The 19,944-nt window shown below is 69.7% G+C and carries 20 protein-coding genes and 3 pseudogenes; 9 read left to right on the top strand and 14 right to left on the bottom strand.

Features of this window, described 5'->3' with window-relative positions; translation table 11 throughout:
• The first annotated feature begins 446 nt into the window (after nt 1-446).
• On the top strand, nt 447-995 hold the full coding sequence (locus CGZ93_RS15010; RefSeq protein ID WP_094364969.1) for a PadR family transcriptional regulator: 549 nt from the start codon (nt 447-449) through the stop codon (nt 993-995).
• Entirely contained in the window at nt 995-1,990 is a 996-nt protein-coding gene (locus CGZ93_RS15015; RefSeq protein ID WP_094364970.1) for a zinc-binding alcohol dehydrogenase family protein, read from the top strand. The genes CGZ93_RS15010 and CGZ93_RS15015 overlap by 1 nt, the downstream gene beginning before the upstream one ends.
• Nucleotides 1,991-2,245: 255 nt before the next feature.
• Here CGZ93_RS15015 and CGZ93_RS20145 read toward each other — a convergent pair.
• Nucleotides 2,246-2,572, bottom strand: a pseudogene (locus CGZ93_RS20145) (DNA-processing protein DprA); the annotation flags it as partial.
• Here CGZ93_RS20145 and CGZ93_RS15025 point away from each other — a divergent pair.
• The 3 genes from CGZ93_RS15025 (at nt 2,516) to CGZ93_RS15035 (ending at nt 4,422) form a co-directional block, all read left to right on the top strand.
• Entirely contained in the window at nt 2,516-2,818 is a 303-nt protein-coding gene (locus tag CGZ93_RS15025) for a hypothetical protein (protein WP_176451794.1), read from the top strand. The pseudogene CGZ93_RS20145 and the gene CGZ93_RS15025 sit on opposite strands and share 57 nt — an antisense overlap.
• Nucleotides 2,819-2,861: 43 nt before the next feature.
• Nucleotides 2,862-3,155: a recombinase family protein gene (locus CGZ93_RS15030; RefSeq protein WP_094364972.1), complete on the top strand. Its 294-nt coding sequence runs from the start codon at nt 2,862-2,864 to the stop codon at nt 3,153-3,155.
• A gap of 145 nt (nt 3,156-3,300) precedes the next feature.
• The gene (locus tag CGZ93_RS15035) at nt 3,301-4,422 is read left to right on the top strand and encodes a YihY/virulence factor BrkB family protein (protein WP_229117493.1); all 1,122 of its coding nucleotides are present in this window, start codon (nt 3,301-3,303) and stop codon (nt 4,420-4,422) included.
• On the opposite strand, the gene CGZ93_RS19610 is transcribed toward CGZ93_RS15035, so the two are convergent.
• Both CGZ93_RS19610 and CGZ93_RS20150 read right to left on the bottom strand, forming a co-directional pair.
• Nucleotides 4,411-4,929, bottom strand: coding sequence for a 3-hydroxybutyrate oligomer hydrolase family protein (locus CGZ93_RS19610; protein WP_407643953.1), 519 nt, complete (start codon nt 4,927-4,929; stop codon nt 4,411-4,413). The two genes, CGZ93_RS15035 and CGZ93_RS19610, sit on opposite strands and share 12 nt — an antisense overlap.
• Nucleotides 4,930-5,072: 143 nt before the next feature.
• Nucleotides 5,073-5,399: pseudogene (locus tag CGZ93_RS20150) on the bottom strand (hypothetical protein); the annotation flags it as partial.
• Between the two features lie 440 nt (nt 5,400-5,839).
• Here CGZ93_RS20150 and CGZ93_RS15045 point away from each other — a divergent pair.
• Both CGZ93_RS15045 and CGZ93_RS15050 read left to right on the top strand, forming a co-directional pair.
• A complete protein-coding gene (locus CGZ93_RS15045) occupies nt 5,840-6,562 on the top strand; it encodes a CPBP family intramembrane glutamic endopeptidase (protein ID WP_094364973.1) in 723 nt (240 codons plus the stop codon).
• 5 nt (nt 6,563-6,567) lie between these two features.
• Entirely contained in the window at nt 6,568-7,968 is a 1,401-nt protein-coding gene (locus tag CGZ93_RS15050; RefSeq protein WP_176451795.1) for a tryptophan-rich sensory protein, read from the top strand.
• 14 nt (nt 7,969-7,982) lie between these two features.
• Here CGZ93_RS15050 and CGZ93_RS15055 read toward each other — a convergent pair whose 3' ends face one another.
• From CGZ93_RS15055 to idi, 9 genes and pseudogenes are all read right to left on the bottom strand, one after another.
• Nucleotides 7,983-9,422 (bottom strand): NAD(P)/FAD-dependent oxidoreductase, encoded by a 1,440-nt coding sequence (locus CGZ93_RS15055; protein ID WP_324252451.1) that lies wholly within the window; start codon nt 9,420-9,422, stop codon nt 7,983-7,985.
• Between the two features lie 59 nt (nt 9,423-9,481).
• Nucleotides 9,482-10,213 carry a class I SAM-dependent methyltransferase gene (locus CGZ93_RS15060; RefSeq protein ID WP_094364976.1) on the bottom strand — a complete coding sequence of 244 codons (732 nt, stop codon included), beginning with the start codon at nt 10,211-10,213 and terminating at the stop codon, nt 9,482-9,484.
• Complete coding sequence (locus CGZ93_RS15065) at nt 10,210-10,521, bottom strand: lycopene cyclase domain-containing protein (protein WP_094364977.1); 312 nt, start codon at nt 10,519-10,521, stop codon at nt 10,210-10,212. Before CGZ93_RS15065 ends, CGZ93_RS15060 begins: the two co-directional genes overlap by 4 nt.
• Nucleotides 10,514-10,849, bottom strand: coding sequence for a lycopene cyclase domain-containing protein (locus tag CGZ93_RS15070; RefSeq protein WP_141211241.1), 336 nt, complete (start codon nt 10,847-10,849; stop codon nt 10,514-10,516). Before CGZ93_RS15070 ends, CGZ93_RS15065 begins: the two co-directional genes overlap by 8 nt.
• A 2-nt stretch (nt 10,850-10,851) precedes the next feature.
• Complete coding sequence (locus CGZ93_RS15075) at nt 10,852-11,817, bottom strand: DUF5914 domain-containing protein (protein ID WP_094364978.1); 966 nt, start codon at nt 11,815-11,817, stop codon at nt 10,852-10,854.
• A complete protein-coding gene (locus CGZ93_RS15080) occupies nt 11,814-12,734 on the bottom strand; it encodes a phytoene/squalene synthase family protein (protein WP_229117496.1) in 921 nt (306 codons plus the stop codon). The genes CGZ93_RS15075 and CGZ93_RS15080 overlap by 4 nt, the downstream gene beginning before the upstream one ends.
• Nucleotides 12,731-14,197, bottom strand: a complete 1,467-nt coding sequence (gene crtI / locus CGZ93_RS15085; RefSeq protein ID WP_229117497.1) for a phytoene desaturase family protein — start codon at nt 14,195-14,197, stop codon at nt 12,731-12,733. Before crtI ends, CGZ93_RS15080 begins: the two co-directional genes overlap by 4 nt.
• A complete protein-coding gene (locus CGZ93_RS19895) occupies nt 14,194-15,231 on the bottom strand; it encodes a polyprenyl synthetase family protein (protein WP_324252452.1) in 1,038 nt (345 codons plus the stop codon). Before CGZ93_RS19895 ends, crtI begins: the two co-directional genes overlap by 4 nt.
• A gap of 60 nt (nt 15,232-15,291) precedes the next feature.
• A pseudogene (gene idi / locus CGZ93_RS19900) lies at nt 15,292-15,843 on the bottom strand (isopentenyl-diphosphate Delta-isomerase); the annotation flags it as partial.
• Nucleotides 15,844-16,045: 202 nt separating this feature from the next.
• Here idi and CGZ93_RS15095 point away from each other — a divergent pair.
• Nucleotides 16,046-16,915 (top strand): MerR family transcriptional regulator, encoded by an 870-nt coding sequence (locus CGZ93_RS15095; RefSeq protein ID WP_176451796.1) that lies wholly within the window; start codon nt 16,046-16,048, stop codon nt 16,913-16,915.
• A gap of 22 nt (nt 16,916-16,937) precedes the next feature.
• Here the strand turns inward: CGZ93_RS15095 and CGZ93_RS15100 are convergent, their stop codons facing one another.
• Nucleotides 16,938-17,783, bottom strand: coding sequence for a hypothetical protein (locus tag CGZ93_RS15100; protein ID WP_176451797.1), 846 nt, complete (start codon nt 17,781-17,783; stop codon nt 16,938-16,940).
• Between the two features lie 103 nt (nt 17,784-17,886).
• Here CGZ93_RS15100 and CGZ93_RS15105 point away from each other — a divergent pair, with 103 nt between their 5' ends.
• The gene (locus tag CGZ93_RS15105) at nt 17,887-18,351 is read left to right on the top strand and encodes a TRIC cation channel family protein (protein ID WP_229117498.1); all 465 of its coding nucleotides are present in this window, start codon (nt 17,887-17,889) and stop codon (nt 18,349-18,351) included.
• Here the strand turns inward: CGZ93_RS15105 and CGZ93_RS15110 are convergent.
• Nucleotides 18,348-19,760 carry a DEAD/DEAH box helicase gene (locus CGZ93_RS15110; RefSeq protein WP_229117499.1) on the bottom strand — a complete coding sequence of 471 codons (1,413 nt, stop codon included), beginning with the start codon at nt 19,758-19,760 and terminating at the stop codon, nt 18,348-18,350. The genes CGZ93_RS15105 and CGZ93_RS15110 overlap by 4 nt on opposite strands.
• Nucleotides 19,761-19,944: the final 184 nt, after the last annotated feature.

Raw genomic sequence — 19,944 nt, forward strand, 5'->3', positions numbered from 1 at the left:
TCGGCATCGTGATCCTCGTCAGCGGCGGAGCCTTCGGACTCTGACGTAGCGGCAGCGATCCAAACGGCCCCGACCGGGCGCACCCCTCTCGGTTCAGACCGCGACACCTACCTGCAGCCAGTCCTGCGCGATCGCGGCAACAAGACCGCCACGGAGCGCTGCAAAAACCCCGCCACCAAGCGAACGAAGCCACAGGTTTCGCCTGCGTACTCCTTACGCCTGACGACAAGGGGTACCCGGCCGCCTCCAGCAAGAACCCCTCCACTGCAACAGAGCCACCCGGGTAGGTATTGGACACCCCCTCGAACGCGATCCCCACACCCCAGCCCTCTCAACCAGTCCATGGACACGCCAGGTCACCGGCCATGCCGAGCCGCGGAGCACGACTCGCACCCGGTGTATACCTCGAATCGTAGTGCATCGGTTCGAGGTGCTAGCATCGGGATGTGATCGTGTTGATGATCTTGGGGTTCCTCGCCGAGGGGCCCATGCACGGGTATGAGCTGCGCCGCCGGATGGGGCAACTGCACGGGCATGCCCGCACGATCAGCGACGGCACGATCTATCCCGCCATCACCCGCCTCCTAGGCGCCGGCGCACTCACCGAGACCCGCGAGCCCGGGGCGGGGGCGACCACCCGCCGGGTGCTGCACCTGACTGACACCGGGCGGGACCGCCTGCATGTGCTGTTGCGGGACGCGGGCGGGCACGACATCACCGACGGCAGCCGGTTCTTCATCGTCCTGGCCTTCCTCTCCCTCCTTCCCAGTGCCCAGGAACGGGACGCGGTGCTGCGGCGGCGGCTGGCGTTCCTGGAACAGCCGGCGAGCTTCTTCTACGACGGCGACCACCCCCTGCGGGCCTCCGAGGTCACCGACCCCTACCGGCGCGGCATCCTGATCTCCGCCCGCGCCACCCGCACCGCCGAGATGAACTGGCTGCATGACCAACTCGACCACCCCGCACACGCGGGAACGACCCGGACGGAGTCCTGATGACCGACACGATGCGCGCGATTGTCCTGGACGAACCCGGCCCCGTCACTAACCTCCACCTGCGCCACCTCCCGATCCCTGAGCCCCGGCCGGGCTGGGTACGGATCAAGGTCGAAGCGTTCGGCCTGAACCGTTCCGAGCTACACACCCGCCTCGGATACGCCGGTGATGCGGTCACCTACCCACGCATCCTCGGCATCGAAGCCACCGGCACCATCGACACCGACCCGACCGGCACCTACCAGCCCGGGCAACAGGTAATGACTCTGACGGGCGGGATGGGCCGCAGCTTTGACGGCGGATACGCCGAGTACACCACCGTCCCCGTCTCCCAAGTCATCCCCTTCCACTCCACCCTGGACTGGGCCACCTTGGGAGCGGTCCCCGTGATGCTGCAAACCGCCTACGGATCCCTCACCATTGGCCTGGACGCCCAACCCGGGCAAACCCTTCTCGTCCGAGGCGGGACCTCCTCGGTCGGGATGGCCGCCGCCATCCTCGCCAAACGCCACGGGATGACCGTGCTGTCCACCACCCGCGACCCCAGCAAGACCGACACGCTCACCCGCATCGGCGTCGACCACGTCCTCATCGACGACGGCACCATCGCCGGTCAGGTCCGCGCGACCGTTCCCGAGGGCGTGGACGGGGCGATCGAACTCGTCGGCACGCCCACCTTGCCCGATACCCTCCGCGCCACCCGCGTTCACGGCACCGTCTGCTTCATCGGCATGCTCTCCAACGAGTGGATCGTCAAGGATTTCTATCCCATCGACTATCTCCCCCGCGGCGTCCGCCTCACCGCCTACACCGGCGGCTCCGCCGACCTGCCCGCCACCGTCCTCCAGGGCTACCTCGACGACGTCGCCGCAGGCGCAGCGACCGTTCCCGTCGATCGGGTCTTCGACCTCGACCGCGTCCGAGACGCCCACCAGCTCATGGAAGACGGCACCGCCCGCGGCAAACTCGTCGTACGAACGACCAGGAACACCTGAAACGACCGGACTCACTCGTCCAGGTAGCATCGGTGGAAGATCGCCCGCTACGGAGGGCCATGACGTCGGCGGTGTCCGTGACGAGGGAGGCGACGCCTTCGCGCAGGAGCCGGTACGTGCCAGAGCTGGCGGCACTGGTAACCGGGCCGGGCACGGCACCGACCGGGCGGCCGAGCCGCGCGGCGCGGGCCGCGATGTTGAGGAGCCGGAGCGGTAGCCGGCCTCCACGATGACGGTGGCACCGGAGAGGGCACCGAGGATGCGGTTGCGCGCGAGAAACCGCCACGTGGTCGGCGCTGCGCCGGGTGCCATTTCGCTGGCGAGCAGTCCGAGGTCGCCGGCTCGTTGCAGCAGCTCGCGGTTGCCGGACGGGTAGAGGCGATCCAGACCGCCCACCATGACGGCGAGGGTATGCCCGCCCGAGACGAGCGCGGCTCGGTGTGCGGCGGCGTCGATGCCGTAGGCGCCGCCTGCCACGATGATCCGCTCGGCATGGGGCAGATCTGAGGCGAGCTCACTGGCGACGTGCTCACCGTAGCTGGTGGCGGCGCGGGCTCCGGTGACCGTGGCGCGATCGTTCACCGGTGCGGTGAGGAAGAAGGCGACGCCTTGCAGCCACCCGCGATGCTCCTCGCCGTCCCGTACTTCCTCGCAGTGAACTACTGCCTCACGCTGATCGAGGACGGTGGCCCCGGCTGGCTGAGTCTCCTTGTGCTCGTGTTCTGCTGGAACGCGCTCAAGTTCCTCATCATGGGCCCGGTCAGCGTGATCCTTCCGTCCGCGCCCGCGTCCAGGATGCCGTCGAGCGTCGCCGCGCCCGCCGCATGAACGAGGCTCAGTCCGTCGAGTACCCGATGGCGAGCGTGGCCTGATGGGCGCCGTGATCTACACCCGCAGCGCCCGCCCGAACCGGACAACTCACCCTCACCAGCGCGCCGCCTGCCAACGGCTCGCGGTGGAGCTTGGCTACGAGGTCCGCGGCGAGTTCCACGACAACGGCCGGACACGACCCGCACTCGACCAAGCCCTCGCCACCATCCGCGACGGGCAGGCATCGGCGATCATCGTCGCTGACCTCTACCGGCTCAGCCGATCGTCCACCGACTTCGCCCACATCATCGAGGCGCTAGACGATGAACCGCCCCGGGGTGTCCGGAGACTTTGAGGCGCCCCATGACGCGACGCGGGGGCCGGTTCCCGGTTCGTCGACCATCTTTGTGGGTATCTTCTCCCAGATCGACCATGCGGCAGCGGGTGTGGGGACGGCTCGACCTGCGGCCGCTCACTGACGAGGCACTGGGAGGTGCGTGATGGCGTCCGAAACCGCTGCGGAGAAGGCCGACGTTCCGGATCCCGACGACCGGCGCAAACCACAGCATCCGAAACAGATCCGTGGCGGCGGGTGGAAGCTCACCCTCCGCAACGCGCTGAGCGAGTTCACCCACGATCAGGGGACGGACCTGGCGGCGACGCTCACCTACTTCTCGGTGCTCGCACTGTTTCCCGGACTACTGGCGGTGTTCTCGCTAGTCGGGGTGGTGGGGCAGTCCCAGCAGACCGTGGCCACGGTCCTGGAACTGATCGGCGGGTTCGCGCCCGCGGATGTCGTCGAACAGATTCGCGGTCCGATCACCCAGATGGCCACCTCCGGTGCCTCCGGCTGGACGCTGGTCGCCGGCCTGCTCGGTGCCCTGTGGTCCGCCTCCGGATACGTCGGCGCCTTCGGTCGGGCCATGAACCGGGTGTACGAGGTGGACGAGGGACGCCCGGTCTGGAAACTTCGCCTGCAGATGGTGCTGCTGACGGCAGTCGTCGTGACGCTGGTGTCGCTCGTGCTGATCGGCCTGGTCGTCAGCGGGCCGATCGCCGAATCGGTGACCCGGATGATCGGGCTCGGCAGCCTGGGCCAGACCGTGTTCGCGGTGGTGAAGTGGCCGCTCATCCTGCTCGTGGTCGTCGTCATCATCGCGCTGCTGTACTACTTCACCCCCAACGTGCAGCAGCCGAAGTTCCGCTGGATCAGCATCGGATCGGTCATCGCGGTCGTCATCTGGATCGTCCTGTCCGCGCTGTTCGGGCTCTACGTCGCCAACTTCGCCAACTACAACAAGACCTACGGCGCGCTGGCCGGGGTGATCATATTCCTGCTGTGGGTCTGGATCACCAACATCGCACTGCTGCTGGGGGCCGAGATCGACTCGGAGATGGAGCGCTCACGCCAGCTGCAGGCGGGCCTCGAGGCCGAGGAGACCCTGCAACTGCCGCCCCGTGACACCAGGCAGAGCGAGAAGAAGGAGAAGAAGCGTCGGGAGCTGCGCGAGGAGGGACGCCAGGTGCGCGAGGAGTCCGAACGTGAGGGCGACGCGCCGTTCAGTGACGACAACAACGATCAGCACCCCGAGAAGGGTTCGGGCGGCTCCTCACCCCAGTGAGCAGGTGTTCACCAGATCACCGCTCGTGGGCTTCGGCACGGTCCTGTTGGGCGGCGGTGGCGTACCACGGTCGACCCATGTCTGCAGGGCGGTGAAAGCGGTCCGCTCGCACGGCAGCAGCGGGCGGATCTTGTCGGAGAACAGGGCGTACAACCCGTCGGTGTGGTTGCCGTTCTCGATCCGGTAGTAGCGGTGCTGGCCGCCCATGCCGGCCGCGTTGACCATCTCGGCGTACACGTCCGAGTCAAGGGTGATCGGCAGCAGCGAGTCGTGGGTGCCGTGCACGGTGATCATCGGCTTGTCGATCCGCCCGGTGAGCGAGATCCTGGCGATCGCGTCGCGCACTGAATGCGGCCTGGTGGCCAGATCGTAGTCGGCGTCGCAGTTGGGCGATCCGCTTGTGCAGAAGGGAATCCCGGCCTGCAGCGCCCCGTCGTACGCCGGATCCAACTCCTCACGACAAAGCGCTGGGTCAGATCCCAGTAGACCTTGTGGTGGAACGGCCACAGGTACTCAGAACCCGGGGTGAACCCCGCCGTCAGGATGGCCCGGTGGGCGGGATGATTCTCCAGCTGCCAGCGCACCAGATAACCGCCGTTGGAGGTGCCGACGGCCAGCGTCTGCTGCACCGGGCGGACGTGGCGCTGCTTCATCACCTGCTGCGCGGCGACGGTCAGCTCGGTGAAGCGGTTATGCCACTCGGCGATCGCGTCCCCGGGCTGGGCCCCGTCCTCGTAGAACTTCATGCCCGAGTTGCCCTCGTCGGTGGAGGCGAAGGCGTACCCCAGGGCCAGCACCCAGTCGCTGACGATGAAGTCGTTCGCATACTGCGTGCGGACGCCCGGCACGCCGGTGAAGACCAGCTTGCCGTTCCAGTTGTCGGGCACCCGGATCACGAACTGCGGATCGTGGTTCCAGCCAGGTGTTGATGGTGCTGGTGTCGGGAAAACAGCCGTCGATCTGGATCCCCGGCACACCGCTCGGGTTGACGGTGCCCGGCGCGTTCAACCCGGCCCAGTCGTTCACGTTGGTGTGCCCGCTGACCGTGGTGCCGGCCGTGGTGAGGTCGGTCAGACTGGCCATCTGCTGCTTCTCCGCACGCGGCACCCTGATCCGATCGGCGCGGCCACAGTGGGCCTTCGGATTGCCCGGTGGCAGGTCCTTCGCGTACGCCGGGGCGCCGGCCCCAGCGAACAGACAGATCAGCGCGGCGACAAGGGCGAGGAGCGGGTCGGCCGCAACATGTTGGGAGTCTGGCGAATGATGGTGTGCAGACACAAGGGGTACCGGCGGTTCGGGCCGGGCCGCCAGCCGGGTTCGGTCGGGATGATGACCGACGGGCATCCTGGACAAACTTTGGACAAAAATCACCCGGAGCCTGTCGACAATCCGGGCCTCGCGCACCAGACTGGCGAGAGTGAATCCGGTCGGCGAGGTGCGCTCGTTCCTGCGGGCTTCCTTGGTCGACCCGGTGCCCCGGGACCACCGGGAGTCCGTGGCGAGGCTGCGCCGGCGTCGGATAGTGGTGGCCGGGGTCCTGCTGGCCGGGGCGATCACGCTCGGGCTGGCGCTGACCATCCGTCCCGGTGATCCGCTGTTCTATCCGGCCACGCTCGGGGTCGCCGCGCTCTGGGCCGGCGGCGCGTTCGCCTCGGGTCGGCTGCACCTTGGCCGGGCCAACACCAGATCCGGCCGGCACGACGGATTCGCTGTGCTGCAGGGATTCCTGCTCGGAGCGGCACTGCTCGGCGTGTTCTGCGCCGGCGCCCTGGTCATCGCGCAGATCCCGTTGCTCCGTGACCCAGTCGAGTCACTGCTCGATCACGCCCGGTTCGGATCGCTGTGGGTGGTCGCACTGATCACCGCGCTGAACGGGATCTCCGAGGAGCTGTTCTTCCGCGGTGCGGTCTTCGCCGCACTGCCCAGGAGGTGGAACCTGCTCGGCTCCACCGTCCTGTACGCCGCCTCCACGCTCCTGTCCGGCGTACCCCTGCTGACCTTCGCCGCGGCCTCCCTCGGCCTGCTCGCCGGCGCCCAGCGCCGGGTCACCGGAGGCGTCCTCGGTCCGATCGTGTCCCATCTCACCTGGTCGCTCGGCATGCTGTTCCTGCTGCCGCTCGTCCTCACTCACGGAGGTTGAACGAAATGCAGCGACCCATCGCCCTGGTCACCGGCGCCAGCGGGCACGTCGGCGCCCAGCTCGTCCCCGCCCTGCTGGCGGAGGGGTTTGGCGTACGCGTCCTCGCCAGAAGCCCGCAGAAGCTCAACCCCGACTGGCGCGACCGGGTCGACGTGGTCCAGGGGGACGCCACCGAGCGTGGCGATCTCGACCGGGCCCTGACCGGGGTGCGCGTCGCCTACTATCTGCTGCACTCGATGGACGGACAGGGCGACTTCGTCGACCGCGATCGCAACCTGGCCGAGGGATTCGCCGCCGCGGCCGAGGCTGCGGGCGTGGAGCGGATCGTCTATCTCAGTGGACTGCATCCCGAGGGCGAACTGTCCGCCCACCTCGGCTCGCGCGTCGAAGTCGGCCGGATCCTGCTCGAATCGGGCGTGCCGACCGCGGTCCTGCAGGCCGGAATCGTGCTGGGCAAGGGATCGGCGTCCTTCCAGATGCTGCGGCATCTCACCGAGCGGCTGCCGATCGCGTTCGGACCCCGCTGGCTGAAGAACCGCATCCAGCCGATCGCGGACGTCGACGTGGTGCACTACCTGGTGCGCGCCGCATCCCTGCCCCGGGAGGTGAACCGCAGCTACGACATCGGCATGGACGAGGTGCTCACCTACGTCGAGATGATGAAGCGTTATGCCGCCGCCACCGGCCTGATGCCTCGCCGGATGGGCATCGCACCGGTGCTCACCCCGCGCCTGGCCAGCCGGTGGGTCGGTCTGGTCACCCCCGTCTCGGCCGGGGTGGCCCGACCGCTGGTCGGCAGCCTGATCCACGACGCGGTGGCTGATGAGCACGACGCCCGACGCGACCTCGGCGACCCGGAAGGGGGACTGACCGGCTTCGACGACGCGGTCCGCAGCTCCGTCACCGACCAGGAGGCCAAGCGCTGGAGCCGCACCGCCCTCGCCTTGGGAGCTGGCGTACTCGCCGCCGCGCTCGCCGGGTCACTGCTCACCCAACCCGATTCGCGGTGGTACCGTTCGCTGGACAAGCCCGCCTGGCAGCCGCCCGCCGTGGTGTTCCCGATCGCCTGGAGCGCCCTCTATGGCGGCATCTGGGCCGCCTCGACGGCCACCATCACGGAACTCGTCGAGAACGACCGCGCCGAAGACGCAAACCGGTTCAGGATCGCCCTGGCGGTGAACCTGGCGCTGAACGCCACCTGGAGTGGGCTGTTCTTCCGATCCCGCCGACCGTGGCTGGCCGCTGCGGAGGCGGCGCTGCTCGCGGCGAGCTCGGCCGACCTGACCCGACGGGCAGCCGCGACCCGTCCGCACAACGCCGTCGTGCTGGGGGCGTACGCCGCCTGGACGACCTTCGCCACCGCCCTCAGCACAGAGATCGCCCGCCGGAATCCCCGCCGGGGCTGAGAAGCAGGCCGGGGTCAGCGGGCGAGCAGCCCGCGCATCGGGACCGTCCACAAGTCCTCGCCGGCCGCACCCCAGCCCTCGAGCAGTCGGTTGGCAGCGAGGATGCCGGTGGTCGCGGCGCGTTCCATCAGCGCGACCGGATAGTCACAGCGCACCCAGTCGCCCCCGAGCACCAACCAGTCGCACGGGGTGCTGACCCCGGGTCGATCACTCCACCGCTCGGGTGTGATCAGCGTGCAGTCGTCGCGCACCAGCACCTCCCGGTGCAGCACCGGGTGGTGCGCCGCCTCGGGATGGATCCGATGCCACTGCCGCTCCAACTCGGCCACGGTCTGCTGCCGCGCGTCCGCGTCGGCCAGCACGGAATCGCTGCAGGCGTAGGCGTGCAGCTCGACCACCGACCCGCCGTGCTCCCGGCTCCACCGGGCGGCACCCGCCTCGAAGCGCTCCAACACCGACACGTTGTCCAGCGGCCCATAACCGCTGGTGCCCAGGAACGCGGGCCGCTCCGGGGCGACCTGGCCGTCCAGCCACAGCCGCACCACCACGAACGGCGGCGCATTGCGCGTCGCGGCGACGCGGGTCTTCCAGTCCGTCAGGTCGACCGCCGGATCGTCCACCCGGCTGAGCATCGCGCGGGCCGCGCCCGGGTCTACCGCGAGCACCACCGCGTCACCGGAGACCAGCTCGCCGCCGGCCAGGCGTACGCCGTCGCGCCCTAGCTCGGCCACCCGGCAACCGGTGCGCAGCTCGACCCCGAGCCGGCGCAGCCGCTCGGCCAACGGTGCCCAGAGCGCGGTGTCGTAGTCCTCATCGGGCACGTCGAAGAGCAGCCCCTCGGCCGAGCCGAGAAAATAGGCGTGGAACATGGCCACCAGCTCCCCGGCGGAGAACTCGCTGGGATCGGCGAAGAAAGAGCGGGCGAACACCTCCAGCGCCAGATCCCGCGCGGCCCGCGGGAATCGCAACCGGTCCAGGAAATCCGCCGCCGACTCACCGTCGTAGCGGGCGTGGTGGCCGGGAAAGCTGACCTGTAACAGCTCCAGCGCGGCGGGCACGTTGACCCGGGCCAGCGTGGCCGGGGTGAATGCGGGACTGCGGGCCACGAATCCGAGCACGCTCAAGGGTGGCGTCCGCGGGATGCCGGAGAACGAGTCGCGCATGCCGTCGGGTCGCTGCAGCGGATAGTCCCCGACCGGGCGCAGGCGTTCGAGGCCGGGATCGGTACGCCGCAGCAGTGCCCGCAGATTGTAGTACTGGCGGAAGAAGGCGTGGAACCCGCGACTCATTGTGCGCCCGTCGCCTCCCGGCAGCGGCCACGCCGCCACCCGGCCACCCAGCCGGTCGTCGGCCTCGAACAGGGTCACCCGCACCCCGCGCTCCGCCAGCACGGTGGCCGCGGCCAGCCCGGCGATCCCGCCGCCGACCACGCTGACCCGCAGTTCCTCAGTCACCCGCGCAGACCCGGCGGGGCCGGGATGGCGGACCGCGCGACGATCCCGGCCGGGCCGGCTCACGCCGACTCCTCCGGTCGCCGGGCGACGAACGTGTGCAGGATTCCCCGCTGCCAGCCCGGCACGGTGCGGGTGGCCACATCGGTGAACCCGGCGCGGGTCAACCGGTCCATGAACTGTGCGGTGGTATCGAAATCAAGCACACTGCGCCACAGATAGGCATAGAGCGAGCGGTTGCGGTCCAGCAGCATCGCCAGCGGGATGATCACCAGCCAACAGACCGCGGTCCAGCTCACCTCGGCCCGCCAACGACCACGTACCGAGTATTCCTGAACCACCAGCCAACCCCCAGGCGCCAACAGGTCATACGCCTCTCGCACCGCAAGATCGCGTCGATCCTCGCTCACGTTGCGAAAAAGGTACGCCGAGAAGATCCCGTCGTGACTCCCCGGAGCAAACCGTTCCACCGCCAGCTCGCCGGAAACCGCCTGGGTGAAGGAAACTCCGTCGGGCCAGCGCTTCGCCCGGGCCCGCTCGAGCATGCCGTTGGACGCGTCCAGCCCCTCGATGCGGCTGCCGGCGGGCGCCGCCTCCACCAGGGCTCGGGTGGATGCGCCGGAACCGCAGGCCAGATCCAGCAACCGCCACCCGACCCGGTCACCGCGTCGCCCTGCGATCCGGCGGGCCAGCTCGGCGGCGGCACTGCGCAGGTGCTGGTGATAGCCCGGATTCAGCGAGACGAGCAGGTCATAGCGTCGAGAGCCGCGGTCGAACGCCTCGGTCGTGCTCACGCGTTCTCCTTCCGTCCAAGGGTCCGCCAGACCAGCAGCGTGAGCGTGACCATCGCGAACCCGAATCCGAAGTCCTCGACCGGGATGTCCCACGGGAAACGGATCCCGGAGAACTGCTCCCGGTTGTAGAGCACGATCGGCGCGGACAGCTTGGTGAGCCACCCGTCGACCAGGCACTGGAAGAAGAAGACGATCCCGAGCGTCAGCCAGAACTGCAGTGAACGGAAGATGCCGGTGCGCAGCCAGGCGAGCTCGAGGACCACCACGACCACGACCGACAGCAGGGTCAGCACGGTGTATTCACCCATGATCGGGCCGCCGTCCGGTGAACCGGCGCAGCACCTGGCCGACGGCCTCGTAGGTGAGCAGCCCGCAGATCGGGATGACGATGAAGAAGACCAACTCCTCCAGCGGCATCACCCCGAGGTGGATACCCGAGACGTAGCGTTCGTTGTAGGACCAGTGGTTGCGAATGATCCCGGCGACGTCCCACACCGAGAACAGCAACACCGTCGGTAGCAGCGCCAGCAACAACCGGCGCGGGCGCCGCCACACCCGCGCCCCGATCACGAATTCCAGCGGCAGGGTGATCAGCAGGCACCCCGCCATCAGCAGCAGGTATTGGAATCGGTCCACGGTCAGCGCGCCTCGCGCAGCGCGAACCGACGCTCGGCGTACGCCAAGTCGTCCACCCACAGCTGTCGTGCGCTGCGACGGATCAGCGGCCGCACCAGCGGCCCCATCCGCCGTGCCAGCAGGAATCCCGGGCGGGGGGAGTGGGCGATGGTGGCCTCGGTCATCATCGTGCGCGGGCGGCCCTCCCGGTCCGGTCCCAGCGGGGTGGCGTGGGTCTCCACCACGCTGCCGGCGCCCTCGCCCTCGACGATCTGCATGGTGATCGTCCGAGCGTCCGGGGTGGTGAACCGGGCCAGCACCGGCACTCCCCAGGTGCGGTTGATCCGGAACGCCACCTCGACCACGAGTGCGTCCTCGGTGCTCGCCTCTTCGACGACGCGCAGGTGGCTGAACGCATACGGGTGGAACCAGGCGCCGTGCCACGGGTCCAGCCGGTTCGCCAGGATGTCGGCGGGCTCGCAGGTGCCCGCCACGCTCACCACCGCAGCGATCGAGCCGTCGACCGGCGGCCGCTCCGGGAGCAGCGGGCGCTCGGTCGGCTGCTCATCGGCGAGCGGCAGGCGTACCCAGAGCAACACCCCGTCGTCGTACGCAAGAAACTCTCGCCAACCCCCGCCCGCCTCGCGGGGCAGCGCCATCCCGTGCCACCGGCACAGCAGGTCCTGCCCGGCCACCGTGCACGCCTCCAGCTTCGCGCCAAGGTGCGGGCAGGCCCCCGGGCCGGCGTGCACGGTGCCGTCTGCTCCGCGCCACACCGCCACCTCCCGTCCGGCCAGGTGACGCACCACCGACTCGGTGCGGAGATCGCGGGAGGCGCCGGCCACCAACCACCCGCCGGGATTACGCTGCTGAGCCAGCTCCAGGGCACGTTCGATCCGGCGCGGGCTCGCGTCGCGCCAGGTGGAGCGCAGGGCGCGGGCCGGCGGTTGCGGCAGCCGTCGCAGTGGGTTCGTGGGCGGGCGGATCATGCTCCATCCTCGGCCATCGCGAATCGCCGAGCTCCGCCCGGCAACGCGGCGCGGGCGAACCCGGCCAGCTTTTCGCGTCGAGGCACCCGGATCCGGCCGGAGAACACGTCGAAGTCGGCCGCCTCGATCCGATCCAGGATGCGCGAATAGAGAATCAGCGCCGTGCCGACGCAGCGCCGGGAGCCGCCCGGGAGGTGCGGCAGGCCTGCGCGCGCCTGGTGATACAGCTCCCGGTTGCGCACCAGTTGCTCCGCCATGAACGACCGCCAGGCCGGTGTCACGCGGCGCAACCAGGGATCGGCGCCGTGCGCGGCGAGCTCGTCCTGCGGCAGGTAGACCCGCCCCCGGTCCAGGTCCTCACCGACGTCTCGCAGGAAGTTCGTCAGCTGGAACGCCAACCCCAGCGCCCGCGCCGGTTCCCGAGCCGCGGGGCTGAGCGGCTCCAGCACCGGCAGCATCATCTCACCGATCACCGCGGCCGAACCCTCCATGTAGCCGTCGCGCAGCGCCGGCCAGCTGGCCCACGTGGTCCGGGTGAGGTCCAGCGCCATCGCGTCGAAGAACCGTTCGAAGCATTCGGGGTCCGTTCCCCGACGGCGAATGCTGTCCACGGCTGCCGCCAGCAGGGGGTCAGCCACGCCGCCGTCGGCCAGTCCGCTGAAGAACCAGCCCCGAAAGGCCGCCAGTCGTTCGGCGGGCGTACCGGAGGGTGGCACCGACGGGTGGCGGAAGTCGGGCTCGTCGACGATGTCATCGGCCAGTCGGCACAACGCGTACACCGCAAAGACGTCCCGGCGTTGCCGGGGCGGCAGCAGCAGGGTGCCCCAGTAGTATGTGGTGCCGTGCTGGCGGGTGATCCGGGCCGCCTGCCGGTAGCCAACCGCCAGGTTGTTCGTCGTGACCACTTCTTGCGTCACCGAAGGAACTCCTCGACCCGTGCGGCGGCCAACCGGCCCGAGATGAGCACCATCGGGATGCCGACTCCTGGGGTGGTTCCCGATCCGGCGAACACCAGGCCCCGGACCCGTCGGTCCGCGTTGCGAGGGCGGAACGGCCCCGTCTGGCCGAAGGTGTGCGCCAGCGCGAACGGCGTACCGGCTGCCATTCCCTGGACCTGCCAGTCGTCCGGGGTGACCAGTCGCTCGGTGACCACTTCGACCGGATATCCCCACCTTGTCAGGGATTCCCGCATTCGTTCCCGGACCCGGGGGCCCTCGGCGTGCCAGTCGATCCGGCCCGTCTGCAGGTTGGGGGTGGGCTCGAGCACATAGAGACTCGTGCAACCTTCAGGTGCGGCGCCCGGGTCGTCCAGCGACGGAACCGCGACGAATCGCGACGGGTCTCGCATCACCCGGCCGCGGATCAGCAGATCGTCGAACGCGTCCTGCCAGGCGTTCCCGAAGTGGATGTTGTGGTGGGTCGCCCGCGGCGGGGGAGCGCCGCGCACGCCGAGGTGCCAGACCACGCAGGAGGGGGAGAACAGGCCCTTGCGAGCCGCCCGCGGCGCGCGGAGCCCCGGCAGCAGACGCTGGTACGCCACCGGCAGGTCAGCGGTGCAGACGACCGCGTCGGCACCCACCTGCTCCCCGTCGGCCAGGCGTACGCCGGTGACCCGACCGGAGTGATGGGTGATCTCCTCCACCGGGCAGTCGAAGCGCAGCTCGACCCCGGATTCTGCTGCTGCGGCGGCCATTGCGGCCGGGACGGCGCGCATCCCACCCTCGGGAAACCACACGCCTTCAATGGAGTCCATGTAGGTGATCACGGCATAGAGGGCGAGCGCCTGGGCGGGGGCCAGTCCGGCGTACATCGCCTGGAAGCTGAAGATGCGATGCAACCGCGGATCGGTGAAGCGGCGTTCGATCTCCGGACCGAGGCGACCGAACGCGCCGAGGCGCACCAGCCTGGCCGCCGCACCGGGATGCCGGAGCAGGTCCAGCGGGCTGTCGAAGTTGGCGTCGATGAAGTGCGGCAGCTCGGCCAGATAGAGCTTTCGCAGCCAGTGCACGAAACTGTCGAAGGCGGCCGCGTCGCGGGCCCCGCACTCACGAGCGATCTCGGCCCGCATCGCCTCGTGCCCGTGCCGCACGTGCAACTCGGACCCGTCGGCGAAGCAGGCCCGGTAAGCCGGATCGAGCAGCCGCAACTGGACGAAGTCGTGGTGAGTCCTGCCAACGGCCCGGAACGCCTGCTCCAGCAGGTCGACCATGGTGAAGACGGTCGGCCCGGAGTCAAAGGTGAACCCGTCCTGGCTGATCGTGCCGCAACGCCCGCCGGGCAACGATTCCCGCTCCAGCACGGTGACCCGATGGCCCGCGCCGGCCAGGTGCAGGGCGGCGGCGAGCCCGGCCAGCCCCGCGCCGACGACGGCAACTCTCACGAGTCCCGCCAAGCGATCGCGCGCACCTCGGCCCGCAGACCCGCCACCCCCGCCGGGGTCAGCGGAGCCGTGTCCAACAGCGTGTCACAGCAGGACACCTCTGCGGCGATCATTTCTTCAATCTCGGTGCGGATTCCCGCGGCATCGAGGGCCTCGGTCACCACGGCCACGTCGTCCGGGCGCTGGTCCCGGGTGCCCAACCTTTCCAGTGCCTCCGCCGCCGCGCCGGTCAAGCGATCGGTGGCCAGCGCGAGAATCACCGTGGCCTTCGCCTCGGCGAGGTCATCACCGGCCGGTTTTCCGGTCAACTCCGGATCCCCCCAGACCCCGAGGAAGTCGTCGCGCAGGGCGAAGATGCGGCCCAGATGCTGCCCGCACTCCAACAGGGCCGCCCGTTGCGCAGGCCCGGCACCGGCAGCCAGCGCGCCAAGTTCCAGTAGCCGTTCCACGCTGTAGCGACTGGACTTCAGCCTGGCCACCTGTTCGGAGTGCGCGCGGTCCCTGCGCCCGGCTGCCGCGCCGGTCAGGTCCGCGCCCTGCCCGGCGATCAGCTCGGTGCACAGGCGATACCACAGTGCCCGTTGCTCGGCTGGAAGCGGATCGACCAACTGGTCGGCCAGGCTGTGGGCGAGATCGCCGAGCAGGATCGCGAGGTTTTCGCCGAAGCGTTCCGCCCCGCCGCGGCCGGCGGCTGCGATGTGCGCGCGGGTCGCCTCGACGTACGCCGACGGTCGACCCCTGCGGGAGGCCGACTGGTCCATCACGTCGTCGTGCACCAGGGCGAACTGGTGCAGCACCTCAAGAGCGCTGGCCAGCCGCACCAACTGGGCGTACGCCGTCGGCTCAGAGTCACCGCCCGCCGCGAGATGACCCCAGTGCACCAAGCGGATCCGCAGCCGCTTCCCGCCGGCGGACAACTGCTCGCTCAGCCAGTCGGGGAGGTGTCCGGGCAGCACCTCGGCCGGGGCGCCACCGGTCAGCTCGGACCAGCGCTGCTGCAGTTCGGCGACCTCGGAACGCAGCAGCCTGTCCACGTCGCCAAGGAATTCCGAGACGGTCCGGTGACCAGCTGAGCGCGAACCAGGCTCTCGCGTCAGCGAGGGCCCGCCCTCCAACAGCGGGACCTGCGACACCGACCATGGGCTGAACACCTGCGGTGTGGCGCGGACCGCCGCGACCAGGTCCGGCCATTCGACCCAGGCGTGTTCGATGACCTCGTCGGGGTCGGGCTGCAACTCGGCGGGGTCGACCCGGCCCCAGAAGACCGGGCACAGCTCGTTCTCGACGATGCCGGTCACGTCGGTGGCGCGATAGCGGAAGTTGGGCAGGGCACAGCGCAGGTCGCGGACCGTGAGCCCGAGCTCCTGACGGATCCGACGCCGGGCGGCATCGGCGACGTCCTCACCGGGACGAGGGTGCCCGCAGCAACTGTTCGTCCACACCCCGGGCCAGGCGACCTTGGACAGGGACCGGCGCGTGATCAGCACGCGTCCGGCGGCATCCACCAGATAGCTGGAAAAGGCCAGGTGCAGCGGGGTGTCGGTGGTGTGCACCGCGGCGCGCGCGGCCGTGCCAGTCTCACCCCCGGCCTCGTCGAGCAGCACGACGCGGTCCTGGGTGGTGGGTGCCATCGCTCCGTACGCCATTCGCGGCCCGCCGTCCACCTGTGTCCAATGTTTGTCCAACTCCCTTGACCCTAGGGGTACGACCAAGAACGGTCAATCAGCCGGACCGGCGTTGACGACCGGCTGTCCGCCTGACCGCAGGCTGGTATCGTGAGTCGGCTTCTCGGCCTATGGTACTGAGGAGTGAGTGTTTCCCGGAACGGTCCAGCGAAGGAGGTGCCGGGTGTACACCATCGGCCAGGCGGCCCGGCGCACTGGCGTGTCGGCCGACAAGCTGCGAGCGTGGGAGCGCCGCTACGGCTTCCCCACACCGGCCCGGACCCAGGCTCGCTATCGGTTGTACGACGAGGCCGCGCTGGCCCAGATCCGACGGATGACCCGGCTGCTGGCCGAGGGGCTGCAGGCGAGGGAGGCCGCGCTGATCGTCGGGGCGCGCGATGACGCGGGCCCTCGGTTGACCCCGGCCGCGTTCATCAAGGCGTTGGAGGGCCCACACTCAATCCGACAGCTGGAGAAGAGTTTCGCCTGTTGCCTGCAGGATCGCCCGTTCGTCGACTTCGTGGACAACTGGATGGTGCCGATGCTCGAGCTGTTGGGGCGGGCGTGGCTACGGGGGGACGTCTCCATCGGGGGTGAGCACGGCGTCAGCGCCGCCATCATGCGTCAGTTGGGCGTCGTCTGGGATGCCCTGCCCCAGGGGGACGGCCCGATGGTGCTGATCGGACTCCCGGCCGGCGCCCGGCACGAGATCTGCCTGTTGGCGTTCGCGATTCTGCTGAAGGAGCAGGGAATCCGGGTACGCTACCTGGGTGCGGACCTCCCTGCGGAGAGTTGGGCCGAGGCGGTGATCGAGACCCGCGCCAGGGTCGTCGTCACCGGCGTACACCGTCCCGAGGACGTCCCCAGCGTCGAGGAACTGATCGTCAGCGTGGCTGCCGCGGGGGCGCAACTGATCGCCCTCGGGGGTCGATATCAGGGTGACGTGTCGGGGTCGGCGCTTCGGTTGGGCCACGAGTTCGGTCCGGCGGTGGACAGGTTCGGCCGGCACGCCGCCGAGCTGCACGAGTCCGTCGCCGAGCCGGCGGCCGGCTGATCGCCTCGACCGCCGGCGAAGGTCAGGGCTTGACGACGCAATAGGTTCGCGCGGGCTTGGGGAAGTTCATCGCGGTCGATCCCTTGCACTTGCTGGGATCGTCGGCCTCGATGACGTCGACCACCTTCAGGATCGCCTTCGGATCGCAGGCGGACGCGACGAAGCCCCCCGTCTTGGAATCCTCGCCATAGCAGGTGTCCTTGGCGAACCGCGGCATCAGGCAGGCGGTGTACCTACGGTCCTCCGGCGCAGCGGTCTCGGCGTTGCTGGAGGTCTGGTAGTACTCGATGTAGTTGTCGTTGCTGCACTGGAGTTGGCCCTTGGACACGCTGCCGACGCTGTAGATGACACCACCGCCCCTGCTCTCGCAGCCCGCCTCCTCGTGGTTGATCTCCATGCTCCCGTCCGGCTTCGGCGTGGCGCCCGGTTTGGGGATGATCCTCAGGCAATCCCCCTCCTTGAGCTGCTTGAAGTCACGGCTGCCGGGTTTGTCGGCCGCGGTCTTCGCGGCCGTCGGGGTGGTGGTCCCACGAGCCGTAGGTTCCGCGGTGGGGTCCTGATCACCGACGGTCAGGCCGATGATGACGAGACCCGCGAACAGCAGCACCACGACCCCGACGATGATGCCGATGACCTTCCCGACGCCGCCCTTCTTCTTCGGTGGCAGACCCATCGGCGGCGGGCCGCCCGGCCCCCCGTACTGCCCGGGCGGCTGCTGCTGCGGACCCCAGGACTGTTGACCGCCGAACGGAGGCTGGCCACCCGGCGGGTAGGGCCCTTGGCCACCTTGCTGGAAGGGCGGCTGTCCGCCGGGCTGATGGGGCGGCTGATTCGGGTTGGACTGCCAACCATTGCCCGGGTGAGACATGAGGTGCTCCTCTGGGTCAGGTTCCGCCGTCAGCGTAGGCCGCGGTGGTTTCGTCACACCGGCGTTCCGCCGCTCGTCGGATGCCCCGTGCTATACCGGATCGGTGCCCGATGAGCTCAGCCTCGCGTTCCGCATCATCGACCTGCTCGGTGTGGCGCTCAACGGTGTCCTCGGTGGTCTGATCGCCCGGCAGCGGCGCTTCGACATCACCGGATTCGCGGTGCTGGGCATCATCTCCGGGCTCGGCGGTGGGATGATCCGCGACATCGCGGTCGGCAGCGTGCCGGAGGTGTTCGGCGGCAACCGTCTGTACGCCACCCCCGCACTGCTGGCGGCGGGCCTGACCGTCGCCGGGCACAGCCTGGCCCTGAACGGGGTGCTGGTGATGGTGGTGGGCGTGCTGGCCGGGTCCGCGCTGGCGGTGATCGCCCACTGGCGCAACTGGCGGCTGCCGGTGCACGGCGACGGCACGGTCACCATGACCCGGACCCAGCTCGCCAGCCTGGTCCGCCGCGTCGAGCGCAGAACCCTGCGTCGACGGCGGCGTCGGGAGCAGGCCGAGGACTAGCGCCGACCGCGGCCCATCGACGCGGAGAACTTCGCCGCGCTGCCGCCGCCGGAACTGGTGCTGCGCCGGCCGCGCGAACCCGCACCGCCGCGCTGACCACCGGTGCGGCCCGCGGGTGCCTCACCCGCGCTCGGCCGATCACCGCCCGAGCGACCTCCGCCCGAGCGACCTCCACCCGAGCGACCTCCGCCGGAGCGGCGGCGTCCGCCGCCACCGCCGTGGGATGCCGACGGCTGCTGGGCCGGTACCTCGACGCGGTGCGGACCGGGGAAGACGCGCTCACCGGGGGCCAGTTCCTGCAGCAGCGGATGCCCGACGTCGACCCGGGTCGTGGTCGGGCGTACCCCGGCCTTGCGGGTCAGGTCGCGCACATCGCGAACCTGCTCGTCGGTCATCAGCGTGACCACGGTGCCCTCGTTGCCCGCGCGGGCGGTCCGGCCGGAGCGGTGCAGATAGGCCTTGTGCTCGACGGGGGGATCGGCGTGCACGACCAGCGAAACGTCGTCGACGTGGATGCCGCGGGCGGCGATATCGGTGGCGACCAGCGTCTGCGCCGCGCCGCTGTGGAACGCGTCCATGGTCCGGGTCCGGGCGTTCTGGGACAGGTTTCCGTGCAATTCCACGGCCGCCACTCCGGCCGCGTTCAGCTGCCGCGCAAACTTCTTCGCCCGATACTTCGTCCGGGTGAACACGACGGTACGCCCCGGCGCGGCGGCCAGGTCGGTGAGCACCTTGAGGTGCGCGTCGGGGGTCACGTGAAGCACGTGGTGGGTCATCGTGGCGACCGGGGACTGCTCCGAGTCGGCCTCGTGGGTCACCGGCCGGTCGAGGAATCGCTGCACCAGTTGATTCACCCCGGCGTCCAGGGTGGCGGAGAACAGCATCCGCTGTCCCTTCCGCGGAGTCGCACCCATGATCCGCTTGACTCCGGGCAGAAATCCGAGGTCGGCCATGTGGTCTGCCTCATCCAGGATGGTGATCTCGACCTTGGACAGGTCGCAGTGTCCCTGGCCGATCAGGTCCTCGAGCCGACCGGGGCAGGCCAGCACGATGTCCACACCGGCACGCAGCGCGGTCACCTGCGGGTTCTGGCCGACACCGCCGAAGACGGTGCGGCTGCGCAGGCCGTACGCCTCCGCCAGCGGAGCCAGCGCCTCGGCGATCTGGTTCACCAGTTCACGGGTGGGGGCGAGAACCAGCGCGCGCGGCTGCTTGGCGCGACGCGGGGTGCCGGACTCGGCGAGCCGGGCGACCAGCGGCAGCAGGAAGGCGAAGGTCTTGCCCGAACCGGTGCGGCCGCGGCCGAGCACGTCGCGGCCGGCGAGCGAATCGGGAAGGGTGGCCGCCTGGATCGGGGTGGGGGAGGTGATGCCTCGGGCGGCGAGGACGTCAACCAGGGGAGTGGGCACGCCGAGCGCGCCGAAAGTGTTGCTTGTCAGGGAAATTCTCCGAAGAACGTTGATGCGGTCGGTTCTGCCCGGCGCGGCCGTGCCGCGACGCGATGGCATCGACTGATGTCTCAAGGCCCGTACGCAGAACGGGTACGGGACTGGGCCAGTCTACCCCAACCGTGCCAACCCCCGGCGATCGGGG

The organism is Enemella dayhoffiae (assembly GCF_002250625.1).
GTDB classification, from domain to species: Bacteria; Actinomycetota; Actinomycetes; order Propionibacteriales; family Propionibacteriaceae; genus Enemella; species Enemella dayhoffiae.

Coding starts and splice junctions, on each gene's coding strand:
- CGZ93_RS15015 (WP_094364970.1), top strand. CDS start 995: ATGACCGACACGATGCGCGCGATTGTCCTGGACGAACCCGGCCCCGTC.
- CGZ93_RS15030 (WP_094364972.1), top strand. CDS start 2,862: ATGGGCGCCGTGATCTACACCCGCAGCGCCCGCCCGAACCGGACAACT.
- CGZ93_RS15035 (WP_229117493.1), top strand. CDS start 3,301: ATGGCGTCCGAAACCGCTGCGGAGAAGGCCGACGTTCCGGATCCCGAC.
- CGZ93_RS15050 (WP_176451795.1), top strand. CDS start 6,568: ATGCAGCGACCCATCGCCCTGGTCACCGGCGCCAGCGGGCACGTCGGC.
- CGZ93_RS15065 (WP_094364977.1), bottom strand. CDS start 10,521: ATGGGTGAATACACCGTGCTGACCCTGCTGTCGGTCGTGGTCGTGGTG.
- CGZ93_RS15075 (WP_094364978.1), bottom strand. CDS start 11,817: ATGATCCGCCCGCCCACGAACCCACTGCGACGGCTGCCGCAACCGCCG.
- CGZ93_RS15100 (WP_176451797.1), bottom strand. CDS start 17,783: ATGTCTCACCCGGGCAATGGTTGGCAGTCCAACCCGAATCAGCCGCCC.